15 protein-coding genes and 1 pseudogene are annotated in these 19893 nt (G+C 47.1%); 13 read left to right on the top strand and 3 right to left on the bottom strand.

What is annotated here, in order from left to right; genetic code table 11:
- The first annotated feature begins 161 nt into the window (after positions 1-161).
- Together GRH90_RS06085 and galE are read left to right on the top strand one after the other, a co-directional pair.
- Positions 162-1052, top strand: a complete 891-nt coding sequence (locus tag GRH90_RS06085; RefSeq protein ID WP_162365074.1) for a sugar phosphate nucleotidyltransferase — start codon at positions 162-164, stop codon at positions 1050-1052.
- 46 nt (positions 1053-1098) lie between these two features.
- Entirely contained in the window at positions 1099-2115 is a 1017-nt protein-coding gene (galE, locus tag GRH90_RS06080) for a UDP-glucose 4-epimerase GalE (RefSeq protein WP_162365028.1), read from the top strand.
- 102 nt (positions 2116-2217) lie between these two features.
- On the opposite strand, the gene GRH90_RS06075 is transcribed toward galE, so the two are convergent.
- Positions 2218-3366 (bottom strand): acyltransferase family protein, encoded by a 1149-nt coding sequence (locus GRH90_RS06075; RefSeq protein WP_162365073.1) that lies wholly within the window; start codon positions 3364-3366, stop codon positions 2218-2220.
- Positions 3367-3627: 261 nt separating this feature from the next.
- Positions 3628-5511 (bottom strand): acyltransferase family protein, encoded by a 1884-nt coding sequence (locus GRH90_RS06070; RefSeq protein WP_162365027.1) that lies wholly within the window; start codon positions 5509-5511, stop codon positions 3628-3630.
- Between the two features lie 1214 nt (positions 5512-6725).
- Here GRH90_RS06070 and GRH90_RS06065 point away from each other — a divergent pair.
- The 3 genes and pseudogenes from GRH90_RS06065 to GRH90_RS06055 all read left to right on the top strand — a co-directional run bounded on the left by GRH90_RS06065 (position 6726) and on the right by GRH90_RS06055 (position 7928).
- A complete protein-coding gene (locus GRH90_RS06065) occupies positions 6726-6965 on the top strand; it encodes a hypothetical protein (protein ID WP_162365026.1) in 240 nt (79 codons plus the stop codon).
- A gap of 207 nt (positions 6966-7172) precedes the next feature.
- A pseudogene (locus GRH90_RS06060) lies at positions 7173-7499 on the top strand (IS110 family transposase); the annotation flags it as partial.
- A 156-nt stretch (positions 7500-7655) separates the two neighbouring features.
- The gene (locus tag GRH90_RS06055) at positions 7656-7928 is read left to right on the top strand and encodes a SymE family type I addiction module toxin (protein WP_162365025.1); all 273 of its coding nucleotides are present in this window, start codon (positions 7656-7658) and stop codon (positions 7926-7928) included.
- 76 nt (positions 7929-8004) lie between these two features.
- Here the strand turns inward: GRH90_RS06055 and GRH90_RS06050 are convergent, their stop codons facing one another.
- The gene (locus GRH90_RS06050) at positions 8005-8886 is read right to left on the bottom strand and encodes a DUF4339 domain-containing protein (RefSeq protein ID WP_162365024.1); all 882 of its coding nucleotides are present in this window, start codon (positions 8884-8886) and stop codon (positions 8005-8007) included.
- Between the two features lie 551 nt (positions 8887-9437).
- On the opposite strand from GRH90_RS06050, the gene GRH90_RS06045 reads away from it, so the two are divergent.
- The 8 genes from GRH90_RS06045 to GRH90_RS06010 all read left to right on the top strand — a co-directional run bounded on the left by GRH90_RS06045 (position 9438) and on the right by GRH90_RS06010 (position 19887).
- Positions 9438-9737: a hypothetical protein gene (locus GRH90_RS06045; RefSeq protein WP_162365023.1), complete on the top strand. Its 300-nt coding sequence runs from the start codon at positions 9438-9440 to the stop codon at positions 9735-9737.
- Positions 9738-10359: 622 nt separating this feature from the next.
- Positions 10360-11421: a dTDP-glucose 4,6-dehydratase gene (gene rffG, locus GRH90_RS06040; RefSeq protein ID WP_162365022.1), complete on the top strand. Its 1062-nt coding sequence runs from the start codon at positions 10360-10362 to the stop codon at positions 11419-11421.
- A 23-nt stretch (positions 11422-11444) separates the two neighbouring features.
- On the top strand, positions 11445-12320 hold the full coding sequence (gene rfbA / locus GRH90_RS06035) for a glucose-1-phosphate thymidylyltransferase RfbA (RefSeq protein WP_162365021.1): 876 nt from the start codon (positions 11445-11447) through the stop codon (positions 12318-12320).
- Positions 12317-12847 carry a dTDP-4-dehydrorhamnose 3,5-epimerase gene (gene rfbC, locus GRH90_RS06030; protein ID WP_162365020.1) on the top strand — a complete coding sequence of 177 codons (531 nt, stop codon included), beginning with the start codon at positions 12317-12319 and terminating at the stop codon, positions 12845-12847. Before rfbA ends, rfbC begins: the two co-directional genes overlap by 4 nt.
- A gap of 2 nt (positions 12848-12849) precedes the next feature.
- Entirely contained in the window at positions 12850-13707 is an 858-nt protein-coding gene (gene rfbD, locus GRH90_RS06025; RefSeq protein WP_162365019.1) for a dTDP-4-dehydrorhamnose reductase, read from the top strand.
- A gap of 49 nt (positions 13708-13756) precedes the next feature.
- On the top strand, positions 13757-14590 hold the full coding sequence (locus GRH90_RS06020; RefSeq protein WP_162365018.1) for an ABC transporter permease: 834 nt from the start codon (positions 13757-13759) through the stop codon (positions 14588-14590).
- Entirely contained in the window at positions 14580-15971 is a 1392-nt protein-coding gene (locus GRH90_RS06015; RefSeq protein ID WP_162365017.1) for an ABC transporter ATP-binding protein, read from the top strand. Before GRH90_RS06020 ends, GRH90_RS06015 begins: the two co-directional genes overlap by 11 nt.
- A gap of 178 nt (positions 15972-16149) precedes the next feature.
- Positions 16150-19887 (top strand): glycosyltransferase, encoded by a 3738-nt coding sequence (locus GRH90_RS06010; RefSeq protein WP_218586221.1) that lies wholly within the window; start codon positions 16150-16152, stop codon positions 19885-19887.
- Positions 19888-19893: the final 6 nt, after the last annotated feature.

Raw genomic sequence — 19893 nt, 5'->3', positions numbered from 1 at the left:
ACCTTTAAGCTTTGCTGCTAGCGACTTTATCAGAACAAAAGTTGCACTGATAGCCATTCCTGAGAAGGAAGAAGGTAATCAGAACCTGATAATAGGTGCTATATTGTGTCTATACACAACTAATCATGTCTTCTTTAACATACCTACTGAGTCTTGACTTAATGAAAATACTAAAAGCTGTTATCCCCGTAGCCGGTCTGGGTATGCATTTACTACCGGCAACCAAGGCCATACCGAAAGAGATGCTGCCCATCGTGGACAAGCCGATGATCCAGTATCTTGTGGAAGAATGCGCAGCGGCCGGCATTAAAGAAATTGTATTGGTGACGCACGCCTCTAAGAACGCCATTGAAAACCACTTCGACACCTCCTATGAATTGGAAGCTTTATTGGAAGCGCGGGTCAAAAACACCCTGTTAGCCGAGGTGCAGGCGATCTGCCCTAAAGGCCTGACGATTATGAACGTGCGCCAGGGCGAACCGCTGGGGTTAGGCCATGCCATCCTGTCCGCCAAGCCGATGCTGGGCAACTCCCCGTTTGTGGTAGTACTGCCTGATATTCTGCTGGATGACTCCACTTACAATAATCGTACTGAAAACCTGGCCTCGATGGTTAAACGCTATCATGAAACCGGCCACAGCCAGGTTTTGGTACAGTCCATGCCACGTGAACATTTACCTGAATATTCGGTTATTAGCTGTAATGACAATGTTTCTGAACCCGGTGACAGTGCCCTGATTCAATCCTTTATTGAAAAACCACAGGACCTGGGCTCCATCGATTCCGATCTGGCCGCTGTCGGCCGCTACGTGCTATCCGCGGATATCTGGCCGTTGCTGGAAAAAACCGAGCCGGGCGCCTGGGGTCGTATCCAGTTGACCGATGCCATTGCGTCGCTGGTTAATCATCAGCCGGTAGATGCGCTTTACCTGACGGGCAAAAGCTTTAACTGTGGGCGTAAGCTGGGTTATATGCAGGCATTTGTCACCTACGGCTTGCGCAACGAGAAATGGGGCAAAGATTTCCGCGAGAAGATCAAAAGCCTGCTGTAGTTTTTAGGGGTTATCTACGCTAAAAAATGTTACCCAAGGAGATTTTATGGCGATTCTTGTCACCGGGGGCGCCGGCTATATCGGTTCCCATACGGTATTATCGTTGCTCGAACGCGGGGATGAAGTGGTAGTACTGGATAATCTCTGCAACGCCTCCGAGGCCTCGCTTGATCGTGTCTCAGAGCTGGCGGATAAGGATATTATTTTTTACCAGGGCGATGTGCGCGATCCTGACTGCCTGCAGCGGATCTTTGACGACCACGATATCACGGCGGTTATCCATTTCGCCGGGTTAAAAGCGGTAGGGGAGTCGTCCCGCATGCCGCTGGAGTATTACCAGAATAATGTTTCCGGCACTTTGGTACTCTTGGAAGAGATGCGCCGTGCCGGCGTGCATAATTTTATTTTCAGTTCGTCAGCCACCGTCTATGGCGAGAATGCGCCGGTACCCTATATAGAGACTACTCCTATCGGCGGCACGACCAGCCCTTACGGCACTTCAAAAGTCATGGTAGAGCATGTGCTAGCGGATTTCGCTAAGGCAGAACCGCAGTTCTCCATTATTGCGCTGCGCTACTTTAATCCGGTAGGTGCTCATGAATCCGGACGAATTGGCGAGGATCCCAACGGTATCCCTAATAACCTGCTACCATTTATTGCGCAGGTGGCGGTAGGGCGCCAGGAAAAGCTCAGGATTTTTGGCAATGATTATCCTACGGAGGATGGCACCTGCGTTCGCGACTATATCCATGTTATGGATCTGGCCGACGGCCATCTTAAGGCCTTAGATCATCTGGCTGCGATCAAAGGCTACAAAGCCTATAATCTTGGCGGAGGAGTAGGATCATCTGTGCTGCAGATGGTGCATGCATTTGAAAAAGCTTCCGGCAAGACTATCCCATATGACATTGTACCGCGCCGCGATGGCGATTTAGCCGCGTTCTGGGCCGACGCTTCACTGGCCAAAAAAGAGCTGGGCTGGTCGGTTTCTCGGGATCTGGATTGTATGATGCGCGATACGTGGAAGTGGCAAGAAAATAATCCGAACGGATATAATGATTGATAGTTTTTAACCATTTAGATTCTAAAATATTTAAGCCTTGCATTTTGCGAGGCTTTTTATATTCAATTCAGCATCGGAAAACTTATATACTTAGTTTAAAATCTAGGACTCCTTTTGCTCCATCCATAATGACCTTTTTATTAACATTTTACCAAAGAGAACTCCCGGTTTTTCAATTAGTTTAAAAAGTACTAAAGCTAGAGTATAGATCAATGGAATTGAAATTAGTGATATTATCATAAATCTTACCGCACTGGACCACGTATTTAAGTTGATATATTGCAGTGAGAAAGCTATAGCAGGGATTATAATGAGGAGATGCAAAAGATAAACAGAGAAAGAAACATCGCCGAGAAAATTTGCGAATTTTGATGTAAGCATTTTTTTTGGTATAGACATTAAGGTTTTGAAGATGCCATTTTTCTCATTTTTCCAAATGAGAGCAGTTATAAACATTATCATTGCAAATTCTGCCATCACTCTTAATCGATCAATACCAACATGAATTAATATACTTGCGAATGGTGCAATTAATGCATAGAATATAAATTTAATATCGTTGCGTCTTATTCCCTCAGAAATCAGCATGCCAGCCATAAACATATGAAGTTTAGTGAATATCATTGAGGGCATTGCGAAAGATTTAAAATAAGAAGGTAGTGAAAATTTTAGTATAATACAGAAAACTATTATGCTTAAACATGTTCTAACATAGCCTAATTTTATTATCAAAATCATAATGAATGGTAATAAGGCGTAATATTGCATTTCTAATCCAATACTCCAGTCGGGAAGTACTGTATTAAATGAATACTGTGGAATAAAGCCAAATACAAATGTTACATGAGTAATCAGGTTATTAAATGATTGGTCAGCATATCGTGATGCTGCCGTTGAGGTTGTAGGGTAATAACTCGAAATAATATCTCTAAGTTCACCAAACCATGGCCCTAAGAGTAAAGCAAATATCAAAAGGGAATAATATAAAGGCGCTATCCTGAAAAAGCGTCTAATCCAAAATCTAAAAAAGGTATTTTTGTCATTCCAAGGTTCAACGACTTGTCGCTCCATATAGTTTTTAGCCATCAAAAATCCAGAAAGCAGGATAAATAGATCAACACCAATCCCTGGATCAGACAAGACAGGGAAATGGAACTGTGTTAATAAACAAATATGTCCGAACATAACCCAAAGAGATGCTATACCTCTCAAACCTTCAAGTTCAGGCGACCATGTCTTTACAGGGACAATCATAAAAATTCCTCTTCCAAGAGTGCCTTTCTTCACTTTCTAAAATACATTTTACGAGCAATTTATTCACTGTAACAAATGCAAATATCAATTTATAGTCATTTACACTAGCGCAATTAAAAATAGGATTAACCTTACTGAATCATAATGCCTGAAATGTGAATATTTTATTCATGGTTATGTTGATATCACCATTGCTCGCTCTCCTTAGTAGTTAATAGTTTGATGTGTCGCGTTTGCTATTTTTATATTAATATATTTTCATAAGAAATTATCTGATTTAAAAATCGATATAATAACTTCTGCTACGTTGTTGGCTCCACTTAAAGTGAAATGTCCATAGTCAAAATCAATAGGGACGTTATCTTTAGTCAATTCTAAGCACTTTTTCTCTGAGCATATTATATTGTATATTGAAATATATTTTATGTTATTAGCTAGTAGTATCTGATTCATGGTTTGATCGATAATTTTTATATCCGTTTTACGATGTTTATTTGTTAAGTTTTTTCTTCCATTGATCTGATAGGCTAAGATATCTGGTAAAACGCCATTGTACTCAACCGTAGGGCCTAATACGTAAATATTATTTACAAAGTTTTTCATGTACTCAATGGTTTTTACCAAGTCCTTGATATCTTCATTTCGCCACCTTCCTGATACAATTACACCGTCTACCTTATTATGGGGCAAAAATTCTTTATAAATATATGACATGAAAATACTGCACTTATTTACAATGTTCTGGGTCATTACTGGTTTACAGCCCGATTCGGTAGCTTGGATCATATTTATATGACTTCCTGCTGCGTTACTCAATGCCCGCCATAAATGCGCGCCATGACTATCACCGATTAAGATATAATTCTTTTTTGAGTTTTCCAATGAAAGACAAAATTTCATGTCATAATCTTCAGGAGAGCCGACACTGCCATTTATGAAACATTTTCCGTATCGATACTGATATTCATAATCCTTAGTATTTTTATAGTCAGCATATTCAGCGATTCTTAAGGCCTCCTTTGAGAAAGAGCTATCATGTGAAATATATGCCGTATACGTTGAGAAAATTACAGTGATTACAATCGCTATAAAAGACGAATTGATTATAAACTTCGATTTTACATTCTTGAGCTTATACCGAAAAGGAATTTCAATAACATACCTTGAAAAGATAGCCAGTAATAATGTCAGCGTAAAAACGAGCATTATTTTCAATGCCGTTGATAAATCAAAAAGTAAGTTTGTGTAGACGATAATAGGCCAATGCCAGAGATACAAACAATATGATATCGTCCCTATATATACCACAGATTTTAAGGCCAATCCCTTGGCAATTATTGAATTCTTACCCGACGCAATGATTAGAAATGCACCTAAGCATGGGTATAAGGCATTATAAGAAGGGAAGTTTTTTGAGGAGTCTAACCAAAAAAAACCAAAAAAAATTAGCGCTAATCCTATTGAGCTTAATAAGTTCCTGCATAATATGCTTTTATTATTTAGATACTCTTCAAAGTTGGATAATGCTAACCATCCACCTAAAAGTAGTTCCCAAGCTCGCGCAGGCAGTAAATAAAATGTCAAGTTGGGCTTATATTTTACGCCATATACACTTAAAGCAAAGGAAACCAAAATTAAAAAAATTAATATAAAGGTTGGTTTTATTCTTATGTGTTTTAAAGTAAAGAATAGAATAATTGGAAATACAATATAGAATTGTTCTTCAACAGCGAGTGACCAAGTATGAAGCAATGGTTTCATTTCCGCAGGGCCATCAAAATAGCCGGTTTGACTCCAAAAATAAAAATTTGAAAAAAATAAAGCTGTTGCAATACTACTTTTCCCCAACTCGGCGACTTGGTGAGGCAGCAGTATTTTATAGCCTATGATAAGAGTGCAAAATAACATTACTATTAATGGTGGTAAAATACGTAAGCATCTTCTTTTATAGAAAGAAATGTATGAAAATTCATTATTTATAGTGTCTTGATATATAATTCCTGATATCAAATAGCCAGATATAACAAAAAAAATATCAACACCAGTGAATCCACCTGTTAATCCAGGCAACCCTAAATGAAACGCAATAACAGGTAATACTGCTAAAGCTCTTAGACCGTCAATATCTGCTCTGTATTTCACGGCAATACCCATCTAAACATAGCATAAAACGTAAAGTAATATAATTTTATGTAAATTGATATTTTTTTATAAAAATTAAGATAAAAGCTAGGGTTTTGATGAATGTTGCAATTTTCTTTCTATTTTAATCAATTGGTTATGTTGTATAACTGCGATAATACAGCTATTCATAAAAAATTAACAATAAGTAAAAGGTTTCACGCGCTACAGAGTCACTTGATTCCCCACACGGTTACCCGGATAAAAATTATCAATAACTATCACGATAAGGCTATGTTTTCATGCCTAAAACCACTTTCTACAGCATTTGCATGCGTTTTATCCGTTAGCTGGTGGCTAACTCGTCATGTCCTTTGATATTGACAGGCAGATTTTTCTCACGTGTTCCACAACCCGATTTGGCAATACGATGGTACCATTATGTAGCAATTGTGACTTGCTCTTCCACTATAAAGCCTTGTTCATGTTTCATTACTGTGAGCTGTTGACAGGTTGTATTGGTAGGCTAATGTTGCTGGCCGGGCTTTTTGCCGGTTATTTTTCACCTCATCATGAAGAGATTGTTTATGGTGTTATTTTATAAGCGGGTAACAAGCTGACTTAACTTGGCAGATAACCCGCCTTGCTAAGCGCGTGTTAAGTGAAGCTGTTTTCAGCATAGAATAAAAGTTTGTTTATCCGGTTGTTGGACTAGGCAGGCAAACAGCTGTTGGGCAGGTTGAGTGGCTCCCTCGGATCTATTACTCCCTGCTACATTCCGGTGCACAGGAATAAAGGCCGGTATCACTGTTGTAGTAGTGCCATTTTTTTTGTATTTGATCCAATAATTAAAGAAGCTAATGGTTTGGGCATGCTGCTGGCAATAGTCTTGTTGGTCAAACCGCTACGTTGCTAAGCGTTGATATGTTGTTGTCGTTCAATACGGGAAAAGTATTTTGTTATAGTTCATCTCACAGCGGTTTTACGGGGTGTAATGAGAATGAGAGGACGGTGTTTCCCCCTTCTGACCGGGTAGTTGACATCCCATACTAAAATTCAAATGGGGGCAACGGAGCCTGATATGAAATGCTATTTAACAGAACGTAAAGCGGCAGTTTTAGCCGAATTACTTCCCCCCTTACAATATGACTGTTACCGCACTTGCACTCCAGGAAGGGATATCGTCAGCTACCATTTATAACTGGCGAAACCAAGCCAAAATGGAGGGAAAACCGGTGCCCGGAGCCAATAAAAACACCGACCAATGGTCGACTGAATCCCGTTTTGCCGTCATCGTTGAACCCGCCACACTCAGTGAAGCCGAACTGAGTGAATACTGCTGCCTCAAAGGGTTTTGCCCTGAAAAAATTGACCAGTGGAAACAGGACTTTCTCCAGACGCCGCAAACATATACCCGCCAGTCGCAAAACAAGTGCAAAAAGAAATCAAAGGGCTACAACGGGAACTGCCCGTAAGGAAAAAAACCTGGCGGAGGCAGACGCCTTGCTGTTCTTGCGAAAAAGCTGAATCAGGATTACGGCGAGGCGGAAGGTAAGACAATATGACTTTCCGTGAGACAGGTGCTGGCCTGGCGTGAAGTATTTAACGCGGGTTAACATCACTGCCAGAGCCGCATGGGTGGGCATGAGCCGCACCCCGGTATTTCCCTCACGGAGGCCAGCATGAACAACAATAATAGCACGTTGTATGTCGGATTAGATGTCCACAAAGAATCGATTACTGTTGCCTATTCCATCAACTCAGAACCGGTCGAACTGATGGGTAAAATCGGCACCACTCCAACGGACATTGGGCACCTTTGCAAGCGGCTGATATCAAAAGCAGGACAAGTCCAGGTTGTTTATGAAGCCGGCCCCTGTGGTTACGGCCTTTATCGCCGGTTGATAAAGAAAGGTTTTGACTGCATGGTCTGTGCACCGTCCCTGATCCCGAAAAAACCGGGTGAGCGTGTGAAGACTGATCGCCGTGATGCCGCCAGACTGGTGCGCTATTACAGTTATTTCTATTTTATAGCATGCGATTTGCAATAAACGATTCTTATCCTCTTAAATCATATTCTGACTGGATTTGGTGTTTTTTACTGGTAATGTATACAGTATTGTTTTTATTTCTACCACTTTTTGGGCCGATAAGGAATACTAGATATGTTTAAACAGAATGAATTGCCAAGCACAATCGTCCCCATGATCAAAGCCGGCGCCATGCCTAAACCTCTCCCAAAAACAAAAAATAAAGTTCATCTTTACCGGGTGGGCTATGTGCCTAACGGCGGTAAACGTACCCCTGCGCCGGCAATCAACCTTGGCGGCCATTGGCTCGCCGAGTTTGGATTCATCACCGGTCAGCAGCTGATAGTCTCGGCTAAGCGCGGGCTTATCATCATCAAAGCGGCTGAAAATTGCGCGGAAGCAGGTTAATAAAAGGCGATCGATGTCGATTTCTGTAAAGGGGAGTATTGCTTAATGTGAGACAGACAACCTCTAAGCTGACGAATCAATTACCCTTGAAAGTCTGATCCAGCTTTGTCATCAGCGCCTCAAGGCGGCTTACGCTGTTTGCAGTTTGTTGGTTAATCGCGGCGATCAAGATGCCGTAACCATCGGGGGCATTGGTGACGTGCACCACGTAGCTTTTATCATGATCGTCGGTACTGGTGGCAATACCGGTCCAGTTCGGCAGGCCGCCGGTATGGCTATAGATACCCTGGTTGACAAAGCGCAGCGCGGATTCATTGGTTTTTAAATAATTGACCAAGGCATTTAAGGTTTGGTTTTTGGCTGCGGCAACGCTGAAATTGACTACCGCGTTATCGCTGATAAAGGAGCTGGCGACGCTGCCTTCACCCGTCGATAGCTGTTTGACGGTCCAGCCCTCCAGATTGGCCTGCTTTAAGGTGACCGGATTTTGCCACTGGTTTTCTCCCAGGGTGGCACTTGCAGTGCTGGACGTGGCGGAAGCGACTGACTGGGTGAGTGAAGGTGTGAGCGTTTTAACCCCCACGACCATTTGCTCTAACAGGTGCTGTGGATAAAACAGGTAAGCGCCAAACGTTAAGCAACACATTGCTAGCAAGCCGGCCAGCCAGCGACAGTTGCCGGGCGTTTGGGTTTGGGGCTGTGCCGGTTTTGATTCTGCATTGGGGTATGGCATAGCGGCGTGTGCAGCTGCACCAGGCGCACGCGGCAGGGGCGGCGGGGTGGTTTTCAGCAAGGGCTGCAGTTCAGCCGAGGCGTCCAGTCGGGTCCATTGTCTAAAACCCTCGCGCCAAACTATGCTGTGCGCGCCCAATACCTGCCGTTTTAACAGGCGTTTGATCGTCGGTAAGGTAACCGGACCTTGCTGCTTATTGCCTGCAATGTACCACCACCTGGCCATAACGATACCCTTGGATAAAATTGATTAGGGCATTTTATCACCGATGGCCATAGAGGGTAGGGGAAATCAAGCAGCAAAAGAGGTGTTAATGCTCAATTTTTGACATTTCAGACTTTCTGCATGCCGTCTGAGCACTGCCGAAAAGCCGCGGGCCGCCTTTGGCTCAAACCGATATGCGGGTTAGTTATGTTTATCCTGCCCAAAAATGACGACTGCATTTGGCGGTCTAGTACTGCACGAAGCGAACTACAATGGACAGTAGGAGAGAGGAGTGTTTTTTTATAGATAGCAAGGTGATGCCATTTTTGTTCTTCTTCGCGGTGTTGGGTTTTTGGGTCAGTTTATTGCGTTTTGTTGGAAATTGGTACGCAACGCCCGTTGTTGTACTTTGCTTTGTTAGTTTAGCCGCGATATTAACGCGCCTGGCCTTGCTTGCCTATTTGGAAATGACATCAATCCCATCGCTAAATATACTTTATGCTTCGCCAGCGCCAACCTTATCGTGATTTACTCAGTCACCGGCTGTTATCTGTTATTGAAACAATTTAGGCATGAAGGCAGTAAACCGCCAGTCGATGCATTACAAAAATAAAACTATACTCGATTGGACAGCATTTTTTTATGGCATTTTGGCGCTGTTATTCACGATTAGCAGTGTTGTTTTCGCGATACCTTTATTCCATGATCATGATGAAACAGGCCTGGTGCCAAGATTCTCCACGGCTATACTCTCCACCGGCTTGATGATTTTATCAGCGATATGGTTTATTCCCGCTATTTTATTGGAAAATGTGACTCTGGGTCACCGTGAAATGAAGATGCCGGCATATCTTTCCATCAAAAAAGAGTGATCCGCTCCTAGTCTATGTTGAATTGAGATAAAAAGCCGAAGCTCGCTTCGGCTTTTTATCTTTCCAGGCCGTCTGGTTTGACGCCGGTGTGTTGGTTTTTTCCACTAAAAATCGCCTTAGCCCAGATTGTGGCCGGCAAAACGCGCAACGCGCCGTGAACCCTGCTTTAGCGTGCGGTTTTTTTCTTGATTTAAACCTTAATGTCGCCATGTCGTTACACGTGGCAGACGCCGTTTGATTGTGTGCACTGTCGGCATACTTATATTGTCAGTTTCAGTGAGTTCTGATACCACTTCACTGAATAACGGGTACCTTTATCATCATGTTATCGTCCATTGCTAACCTAATGGTGTTGTCTATGATCGGCGTTACAGGCGGTAGGTTGGGCGCGCAGGATAGCGCACGAGTCAGCAAACGCGGGCAAGATCAAGGACGATTGGGCGATTTTCTTTAATGTAAGTCATCCAAAGTTATCTTTATCGATGTTAATATATCGGTGGTACGTCATGCGGCTGTTGATGCCTGTTCCCGGGGCGCGGCAATAATCGCCCGCCGGGCCCAGGCGACATGAACTATTTTTGATGCAATCTTCCAGCAACAAGAAATAATGGATTCATTTTAAATGAAAATTTTAGTTACCGGCGGTGCCGGTTTTATTGGTTCCGCAGTTGTGCGGCATATCATCAGGGATACGCAGGATCAGGTTTTGGTGGTTGACTGTCTAACTTATGCGGGAAACCTTGAGTCCCTGGCCGGTGTAAAAGATGACCCCCGCTACGGTTTTGAGCGGGTCAATATATGCGATCGCGCCGCACTGGATCGGGTTTTTGCGCAACACCAGCCTGACGCTGTGATGCACCTGGCAGCGGAAAGCCATGTGGACCGGTCCATCGACGGCCCCGCGGCCTTTATGGAAACCAACATCATCGGCACCTACACCCTGCTGGAAGCCGCCCGTCACTATTGGCTGGCCCTGGCGGCCGCGCGCCAGGCGGCTTTTCGCTTTCATCATATCTCGACCGATGAAGTTTACGGCGATTTGCACAACACTGATGATTTGTTCACCGAAACCACCCCTTATGCCCCCAGCAGTCCTTATTCGGCATCAAAAGCGTCCAGCGACCACCTGGTACGGGCGTGGCACCGGACCTATGGCCTGCCCACCCTGGTGACTAATTGCTCTAACAATTATGGTCCTTACCATTTTCCTGAAAAACTGATACCCCTGATTATTCTAAATGCCATCGCCGGCAAACCGTTGCCTGTATACGGTAACGGCGCGCAAATTCGCGACTGGCTGTATGTCGAAGACCATGCCAGGGCCTTATATAGAGTCGTTACAGCCGGCGCGGTGGGTGAAACCTACAATATCGGCGGCCATAACGAACGCAGGAATATCGATGTGGTGCGAACCCTATGCCGTTTGCTTGATGAACTGGTACCGGGCAAGCCCGAAGGGCTGGCTCACTACGAAGATTTAATTACCTACGTCACTGACCGTCCCGGTCACGATCTGCGTTATGCCATCGACGGCGCCAAGATCAAACGGGAATTGGGCTGGCAGCCGCTGGAGACTTTCGACAGCGGCATTCGTAAAACCGTGGAATGGTATTTGAACAACCGGACCTGGTGGCGGCGGGTGCAGGACGGATCCTACTCTGGCGAGCGTCTTGGCTTAAATTAATGCGTTAGGAATCGGTGCATCTTATGAAAGGTATTGTATTGGCCGGCGGTACGGGCACGCGCCTGTATCCGATTACCCGCGGGGTCTCCAAGCAACTGCTGCCCCTGTATGATAAGCCCATGATTTATTACCCGATCTCGGTATTAATGCTGGCCGGGATACGCGATATTTTAATTATTTCCACCCCGGAGGATATGCCTTCGTTCCAGCGTTTGCTTGGCGACGGCAGCCGGTTTGGCGTTAATTTTTCTTATGAAATCCAGCCCAGTCCCGATGGCCTGGCCCAGGCGTTTATCATCGGCGAGAAATTTATCGACGGCGATCGCTGCGCGCTGGTGCTGGGGGACAATGTCTATTTTGGCCAGAGCTTCGGCGCCAAGCTTGAAACCGTGGCGGCCCGTACCACGGGCGCAACGGTATTTGGTTATCATGTCGTCGATCCCGAGCGTTTTGGCGTCGTGGAGTTTGACGACCAGTTCCGGGTGTTATCGCTGGAGGAGAAGCCGCTCAAGCCGAAATCCGAGTGGGCGGTCACCGGGCTTTATTTCTACGATGAACAGGTCGTGGAAATGGCGAAGCGGGTAAAGCCCTCTTCTCGCGGCGAGCTGGAGATTACCTCGCTTAATGAGATGTATCTAAAACAAAACCAATTAAACGTCGAGCTGCTGGGGCGCGGCTTTGCCTGGCTGGATACCGGCACCCATGAAAGCTTGATTGAAGCCTCGGTGTTTATTCATACCATCGAAAAAAGGCAAGGTTTTAAAGTCGCTTGCCTGGAAGAAATTGCTTTTAATAAGGGCTGGCTAAATAAACAGCAGGTTTTGGCAGAGGCCGGATTGATGAGTAAAACCGAGTATGGCCAGTATTTGATTCAAATTGCCGGGGAAAAAAATGCATGAAAGTGCTTAACACAAAAATAGACGGCGTCAAGATCATCGAGCCTCAAGTCTTTGGCGACGCGCGTGGCTTTTTTCTGGAAACCTTTGAAAAGCGGCGCTACCAGTCATTGCTGGATATCGATTTGGAATTTGTTCAGGATAACCACTCGCGCTCGGCAAAAAATGTGCTGCGCGGCCTGCATTTCCAGAAGACCAATCCACAGGGCAAGCTGGTCCGGGTGGTGCGCGGCGAAGTATTTGACGTGGCGGTCGATATCCGCCGTGATTCCCCCACCTACGGCCAATGGGAAGGGGTGCTGCTTTCCGAAGAAAATAAGAAACAGTTTTGGATCCCGCCGGGCCTGGCTCATGGTTTTGTGGTGATAACCGATGTCGCCGATTTTGAATATAAATGCACCGATTATTATAACCCGCAGCACGAAGAGTGCCTGCTGTGGAACGATCCGGCGGTTGCCATTGCGTGGCCGGTAACTCAGCCCCTATTGTCAGAAAAAGACAAATTAGGCAAGTTGTTGAAGGATCTTTAAAGATGAAAGTATTACTTACCGGGGCTAACGGCCAATTGGGCCGCTGTTTCCAGGATCGTGTTCCCGCCGGTTGGCAGGTCATGGCCACTGATAGCGATACGCTGGATATCACCGATGCGAGCGCGGTCGACCGGGTGGCGGCGGCATTCCAGCCTGGGCTTGTGGTTAACGCCGCGGCCTATACCGCGGTGGATAAAGCGGAATCAGATGCCGCCCGCGCCGCGCTTATCAATGCCGGGGGGCCGGCAAATCTTGCGCGCGCGGCTAAACGCGCCCATGCCGGGTTTATTCATATCTCGACGGATTACGTGTTTGACGGCACCTCGAAGACGCCTTATGTGGAAACCGATGCCACCCATCCGCTGGGGGTGTATGGCGCCACCAAGCTTGATGGCGAAATTGCCGTGATGCGTGAGTATCCGCAATCGATTATTATCCGCACCGCGTGGGTTTTCAGCGAGTATGGCAATAACTTCGTCAAGACCATGCTGCGTCTCGGGCGTGAGCGCGCGGCGCTGAGCATCGTCGATGACCAGCGCGGTTGTCCCACGTATGCCGGCGATATTGCCCAGGCGATAATCGATATGACGATAGCCGGGGCGGACGGCGGTATTTATCATTTCTGCGGCGACCGCGAGGTTTCGTGGAAAGAGTTTACCGATGAGATTATGACTACCGCGGCGCGCCTTGACTTACTTGATGCCCTGCCGATAGTTAAGGGCATCGGGACCGATCAATATCCAACCGCGGCGCAGCGTCCGGGGCATTCGACGTTGTCATGCGCAAAAATAGCGCGTTACGGTATCCGTCCTTCGGACTGGGCTGCGGCGCTGAATTCCTGCATGGCCAAAATAGCATAACCACCACGGCGGCATGCGGCATGCACTGCCGCCGACTAAAGAGTTTTAAATGAATCCTCATACAGATAAACCCACATCGTTTGTTTCTTTGGTTGCCACATCATGGAACAATCGGCAATTGATTTACCAGATGGTTAAACGGGATATCATCGGACGCTACCGGGGTTCCTTTATGGGCATCTTTTGGTCTGTCATAAATCCGATTTTTATGCTGACGGTCTATACCCTGGTTTTTTCGGTGGTGTTCAAAGCACGCTGGGGAGCCGGCGCACTCACGGATTCCAAAACGGATTTCGCCGTGATCCTATTTGTCGGTTTAATTATGCATACCCTGTTTGCCGAGACATTGACCCGCGCGCCCACACTGGTGCTGGCCAATGTCAATTATGTCAAAAAGGTCATTTTTCCCCTGGAGATTTTATCGATAGTTTCCCTGGGCGGCGTGCTGTTTCACAGTATGATCAGCATGATAGTGCTGGTTACCGCATTTTTTATCTTTAATGGCTATTTGCACTGGACATTGATCTTTACGCCATTGGTGATGTTGCCACTGGTGTTCCTTACCCTGGGGCTAAGCTGGTTTTTGGCGTCGCTGGGCGTGTTTGTGCGCGATGTAGGACAAACCATTACCATTCTTATGACCATCGCGATGTTTCTTTCACCGGTATTTTATCCTATCTCCTCGTTACCGGAAAAAGTACGCCCGCTGATTTTGCTCAATCCATTGACCTTTATCATTGAACAGGCGCGCGCCGTCATAATCTGGGGAAAATATCCGAATTTTGTCGGCCTGGGGTGGTATACGTTGGTTGCGTTGATAGTGATGTGGTTGGGTTATGCCTGGTTCCAGAAAACACGAAAAGGATTTGCCGATGTCCTTTAACGATATGGCTATAAAGATTGATAACATTAGTAAATGCTATCAGGTCTACGAAAGTCCGACTCGCCGTCTGAAACAGTTTATCGTGCCTCGGCTGGATCATTATTTAGGTAAACCGCCGCGCAATTACCACGAAGATTTCTGGGCGTTAAGAGATATCTCATTTGAACTGCCGCGTGGCCAAACCATGGGCATTGTCGGCCGGAATGGGTCGGGCAAATCCACCTTGCTGCAGATCATTGCCGGCACATTATCCCCCACCGGGGGAAATGTGCAGGTCAATGGCCGGGTTGCGGCCCTGCTGGAACTTGGCGCCGGATTTAACAGTGATTTTTCCGGCCGGGAAAATGTCTACCTTAACGCCTCGCTGTTGGGGTTAAGCCGCGAGGAAACCGACATTAAGCTTGATGATATACTTGCTTTTGCCGATATCGGTCGGTTTATCGACTCCCCGGTGCGCTCCTATTCAAGCGGAATGCTGGTGCGCCTGGCCTTCGCGGTCCAGGCCCAGATCGACCCGGAAATTCTGATTGTCGATGAAGCGTTGGCCGTTGGCGATGCCAAGTTCCAGGCCAAATGTTTTGCCCGCTTGAAAAAACTTAAACAAAACGGTACTTCCATTCTGTTTGTTTCCCATGCGACCGAACAAATCGTTACCCATTGTGACAGCGCCATGTTGCTCGATGGTGGTGTAATGAAGAGCAAGGGGGCTCCACGCGATATCGTAAATCGTTACCTGGATATTCTTTTTGGTAAACAAAAAATCCAGAATAGCGAACGCCAGGCGGTGGTGAAGCAGATAGATGTTGCCATCGAGGGTGAGGAGAAACGTTCGGCTCGCGAGATGCAGTCGGTCAATGGCAGCAATGGTTCCATGGGGATCGCCGATCAATTAAACGGCGTTTATACTGAGCGGCCGAATTATAACCCCTCGGAATACCGTTGGGGCGATCGCGCGGCGGAGTTCATGGACTACCACCTTTCGCAGGCGGGCAAAAGCTACCCGAGCAGCCTGATACCCCATGAAGAAATTGTATTTTCTTTCCGGGTGCTGTTTCGCGCCACCGTAGTGCGCCCGATCTTTGGTTTTGCCGTAAAAACCAAGGAGGGGGTGACGATTTACAATACCAATTCCGAATGGCAATCGGTTGAATTAACCGACGTGGCCCAGCCGAACGAGGAAATGATTGTTTCGGTCACCATGCCGGTAATGCTTTATGAAGGTGATTATTTTATTTCGGTAGGAATCGCTAGCAGTTCTACCGAGGGTGACGTTATCCCCCATGACCGTCGCTATGATTCTATCCACCTTGCTGTTGGGGCGGTAACTTCATTTACCGGCCTGGCGGACCTGAATGCGAGAATTAAATTTGAAACCAAGTAATATTCATTCAATTCTATCATCCCATCATTTTATTCTTGATGAGGATAACCGGATTTGGCGGCCAGAAGAATTATCTGAATTTGCCTATAGTGACGGAGATGAAGCGGAAAACTATATCTTTGACGTTGTAAAAAACGCGCCTGATGTCAGCGTGAAGTCTTGCGATTTGGCTCTGAAAATGAAGGATTGGCCTTCAACCTATCATCTCAGCTCGCTGCGCGCCAATCTGTTGCGGCCGTTTAGCGATTGGTTTAAAGGCAAGCGGATACTGGAGATCGGCTGCGGCTGCGGCGCCATTTCGCGCTTCCTGGGCGAAAGCGGCGCACATGTGGTTTCGGTGGAAGGCAGCATGCGCCGCGCCACTATTGCGCGCGAGCGATGCCGCGATTTGCCCGACGTCGAGGTGATTTGCTCGCCCAGCGATCAAATTCCCGATCTGGGGCAGTTTGATGCGGTAATGCTTATCGGCGTGTTGGAATACGCCCGTATGTTTCTGGGAACAGATGGCCAGCAAGCGTTGCTGAAATCCTGCCAGTCGCGCATGACCTCCGACGGCAAGCTGTTTGTGGCGATTGAAAATAAATTGGGCATCAAATATTTCGCCGGCGCCAAGGAAGATCACGTCAGTCTGCCCATGTACGGCATCAATAACTCGTACCATGAGCACGGAGTGGTCACCTTCGGCCGCCTGGAACTCCATGCGGTATTGGCCAGGGCGGGTTTTAACTTTTGCGAAGACTATCTGCCGCTGCCTGATTATAAGCTGCCGGTATCGGTGGTAACCCCGCATGGGTGGCAGAACCATGCGCTGGACCTGGCGCCGTTGGCGGTGGAAAGTGCCCATAAAGACCAGCAGGGGATTGTGGAAAGTATATTTTCCCTTGAGCAGGGCATTAATAATATCTGGCATAATGGACTTGCCGCCGATTTGGCCAATTCATTTTTGATGGTCGCCACCCAGGATGATGCGCCGCCACTTACCACCGGCATTGCGGCATTTCACTATTCCGACAGTCGTTTGCCCCGGTATCGCAAGGCGACCACCTTCGCGATAAAACCTGAGGGTGGGCTTTCCGTCCACGCGGTAAAAGGCGGCACGGACCATGAATTAACCGCCGCTATCCATCATGTTGCAAGTCGTGATGATTTTTATCGGGGTGATACCCTGTGGTTTGATCTGGTCAATATTATCAACCAGCCGGACTGGCGTCTGTCCGACATTGGCGACTGGGCGCGGAGCTGGATAGATCTTTTGCTGGTCCGGGCGGGTTTGCCCATCGCCTATGAGCGCAATGTGGTCATTCCTAATGGGTATCAGGATGCATTACCGTTTAATATCATTCGGCAAGAAAACGGAGAGCTGAGTTTCTTCGATCAGGAATGGGTATCCCATGAGGTTATTTCCATTGCGTATATTGGTTTTCGCGGCATAGTCCACTCATTTTTGCGTATTAGTTCAGTCTCCTACAGTCAATTTTATACCCAGACCAGTTTGGCGACGCTGGCGCTTGATGTGCTGAACGAGGTCGGTTTTGTTCTGGACAAGAACGACTTGGCTGATTTTATTGCGCAGGAGGCGCGCTTCCTCGCGTTAATTCAGCAAAGTGATGTGAACCAACTTAATCAAGTGGTGCAAGAACTTAAGATGGTGATGCGCGCGCCGTCGGTGGAATTTCTGCGTTTAAGGGCAAATGAGGCGGAGGCGGTTGATAGAGCCACTCTTCAGCAAAATCTGGAGCGGTCGGCTGATTATGAGCGGCAATTGGCGCAACTGCAGCGGGAGATTGCCGAACAGGCGACGATAATCGCCATACTACACCAAGATATGCACCGTATTCTGCATTCATCAAGCTGGAGAATATCCGCTCCTGTACGCATCATTGGCCGCAATATTCCCACCGGCCTGCGCCGGAGGGCGCGCCACATTTTTAGCGGGGCATTCATTTATGGGCAGGCGATTAAGGTTAATGTCAGCCAGGCACTGCATGGCGGCGCGACTACTGGGGTTTCTCGCCCCGGCACGATTAAGCTCAAGGCCCGCAAACTGGCCAAGTCGCTATACGCGCGCGCGCCGCAACGTTATAAAGGGCGCTTATTAAAGCTGGCAATGCGAATTCGTCCGGGATGGTTTTTACATCATCCCTCATTTCGTCCGGATGTCATGACCGGTGATACGCTGCCGGGGAATATACATCACATGGGCCCGCTTTATATCAGCCGCGACGACAATGGTAAATACCATTACGCCGCTCGCCCGGATGAATATAACTATATTGCCACCGAGAAACCACGCCGCTTTGTCGATATGCTAAGCGAATTCTCCGTGCGGCCGACATTCTCCATCATCGTGCCTATCTATAATACGCCGCTGGATCTGCTGGAAAAGATGGTCTCGTCGGTGCGTAACCAATGGTATCCGGACTGGGAACTGCTGCTGGTTAACGACGCCAGCCCCTTGAAGGAGACGGCGGCGGCGCTTGATGCGTTTGATGATACACGCATAAGCGTAATCCATTTAGATAGAAACCAGGGCATAGCCGGCGCAACTAATGCCGGCATCGAGCGCGCGGCCAATGATTATATTGTCTTTCTCGATCACGACGATGAATTAACCGACGATTGTTTATTCGAGCTGGCTAAATGTATCAACGCGGACGACCCCGACTTCATCTATAGCGATGAGGATAAGCTCACCCCGGAAGGCCGTTTCTCCCAGGCGCATTTCAAGCCGGACTGGTCTCCCGATACGATGATGGGCACCATGTATACCTGTCACGTCGCCTGCGTCAGGCTAAGTGTCGCCAGGAAATTGGGGGGATTACGCGGGGAGTTTAATGGCTGTCAGGATTGGGATTTTGTCCTGCGATTGACCGAAATAACCAGCAAGATAAGCCATATCCCCAAGGTTCTTTATCATTGGCGCATCATTCCGGCGTCATGTGCGTCGGATCTTACCGCTAAGCCTTATGTGCTGGCGGCGTCCAAGGCGGTGCGCGAGAGCGCCTTAAAGCGTCGTGGGCTAAACGGCATCGTAGAGCCATTACCCAATCATCCTGGTTTCTTTCGGATAAACTATGCACCGCAGGGTAATCCGCTGATTTCGATCATTATCCCTACCCGTGATAACCAGGCGTTTTTGCAACGTTGCGTGGAATCGATTCTTACTAAAACCCGCTATGCTCATTTTGAACTGGTCATAGTCGATAATGGCTCTGTCGACGCCGGCACGCTGGTTTACCTGGATCAGCTAAAACGGAATAAAAAGGTTAAGCTGGTACGGCATGATATGCCCTTTAACTTCTCGCAATTGATAAACGTGGGGGTGGCGAACGCCAAAGGCGATTTGCTGCTGCTGCTTAATGACGACACCGAAGCGCTGCATGACGGCTGGCTGGAGCGGATGGCTGGTTATGCGCAGCTTGCCCATATCGGCGCGGTGGGCGCTAAACTCCTGTATGGCGATGGCGCCAGCCTGCAGCATATGGGAGTCTTGAACCTTAACGATGGCCCGATGCATGCCTATATGCGCCAACCTAAAGATATCCCGGGATATTTTATGCGTAACCAGGTTGATTATAACTGGCTGGCGGTGACCGGCGCCTGCTTGATGATAGAGCGTAAGAAATATCTCAGTATTGGTGGTTTTGATGAAACCTTCCCGGTGGCTTATAACGATGTTGATGTGTGCATGAGCTTAGTGGAAGCGGGCCTTTATAATGTGGTGTGCCAAGGGGCGACGTTAATCCACCATGAATCGATATCCCGCGGTATTGATCATATGGATCAGGAAAAACTGGCAAGGTTAAAACGTGAATTGTCTCATCTGTATAATAAGCATCCCGCTTTTTTTCAGTATGACCCGTTTTTCAATATTAATCTTCACCCTAATGGATATTGTTTTGAGGTGCAAAACTAGTGTGCC

Source organism: Acerihabitans arboris (genome assembly GCF_010131535.1).
Classification (GTDB): domain Bacteria; phylum Pseudomonadota; class Gammaproteobacteria; order Enterobacterales; family Enterobacteriaceae; genus Acerihabitans; species Acerihabitans arboris.
This window is presented reverse-complemented; position numbering and strand designations above follow the sequence as displayed.

Coding starts and splice junctions, on each gene's coding strand:
- GRH90_RS06085 (WP_162365074.1), top strand. CDS start 162: ATGAAAATACTAAAAGCTGTTATCCCCGTAGCCGGTCTGGGTATGCAT.
- galE (WP_162365028.1), top strand. CDS start 1,099: ATGGCGATTCTTGTCACCGGGGGCGCCGGCTATATCGGTTCCCATACG.
- GRH90_RS06055 (WP_162365025.1), top strand. CDS start 7,656: ATGTTTAAACAGAATGAATTGCCAAGCACAATCGTCCCCATGATCAAA.
- GRH90_RS06050 (WP_162365024.1), bottom strand. CDS start 8,886: ATGGCCAGGTGGTGGTACATTGCAGGCAATAAGCAGCAAGGTCCGGTT.
- GRH90_RS06045 (WP_162365023.1), top strand. CDS start 9,438: ATGAAGGCAGTAAACCGCCAGTCGATGCATTACAAAAATAAAACTATA.
- rffG (WP_162365022.1), top strand. CDS start 10,360: ATGAAAATTTTAGTTACCGGCGGTGCCGGTTTTATTGGTTCCGCAGTT.
- rfbA (WP_162365021.1), top strand. CDS start 11,445: ATGAAAGGTATTGTATTGGCCGGCGGTACGGGCACGCGCCTGTATCCG.
- rfbC (WP_162365020.1), top strand. CDS start 12,317: ATGAAAGTGCTTAACACAAAAATAGACGGCGTCAAGATCATCGAGCCT.
- rfbD (WP_162365019.1), top strand. CDS start 12,850: ATGAAAGTATTACTTACCGGGGCTAACGGCCAATTGGGCCGCTGTTTC.
- GRH90_RS06020 (WP_162365018.1), top strand. CDS start 13,757: ATGAATCCTCATACAGATAAACCCACATCGTTTGTTTCTTTGGTTGCC.
- GRH90_RS06015 (WP_162365017.1), top strand. CDS start 14,580: ATGTCCTTTAACGATATGGCTATAAAGATTGATAACATTAGTAAATGC.
- GRH90_RS06010 (WP_218586221.1), top strand. CDS start 16,150: ATGAAGGATTGGCCTTCAACCTATCATCTCAGCTCGCTGCGCGCCAAT.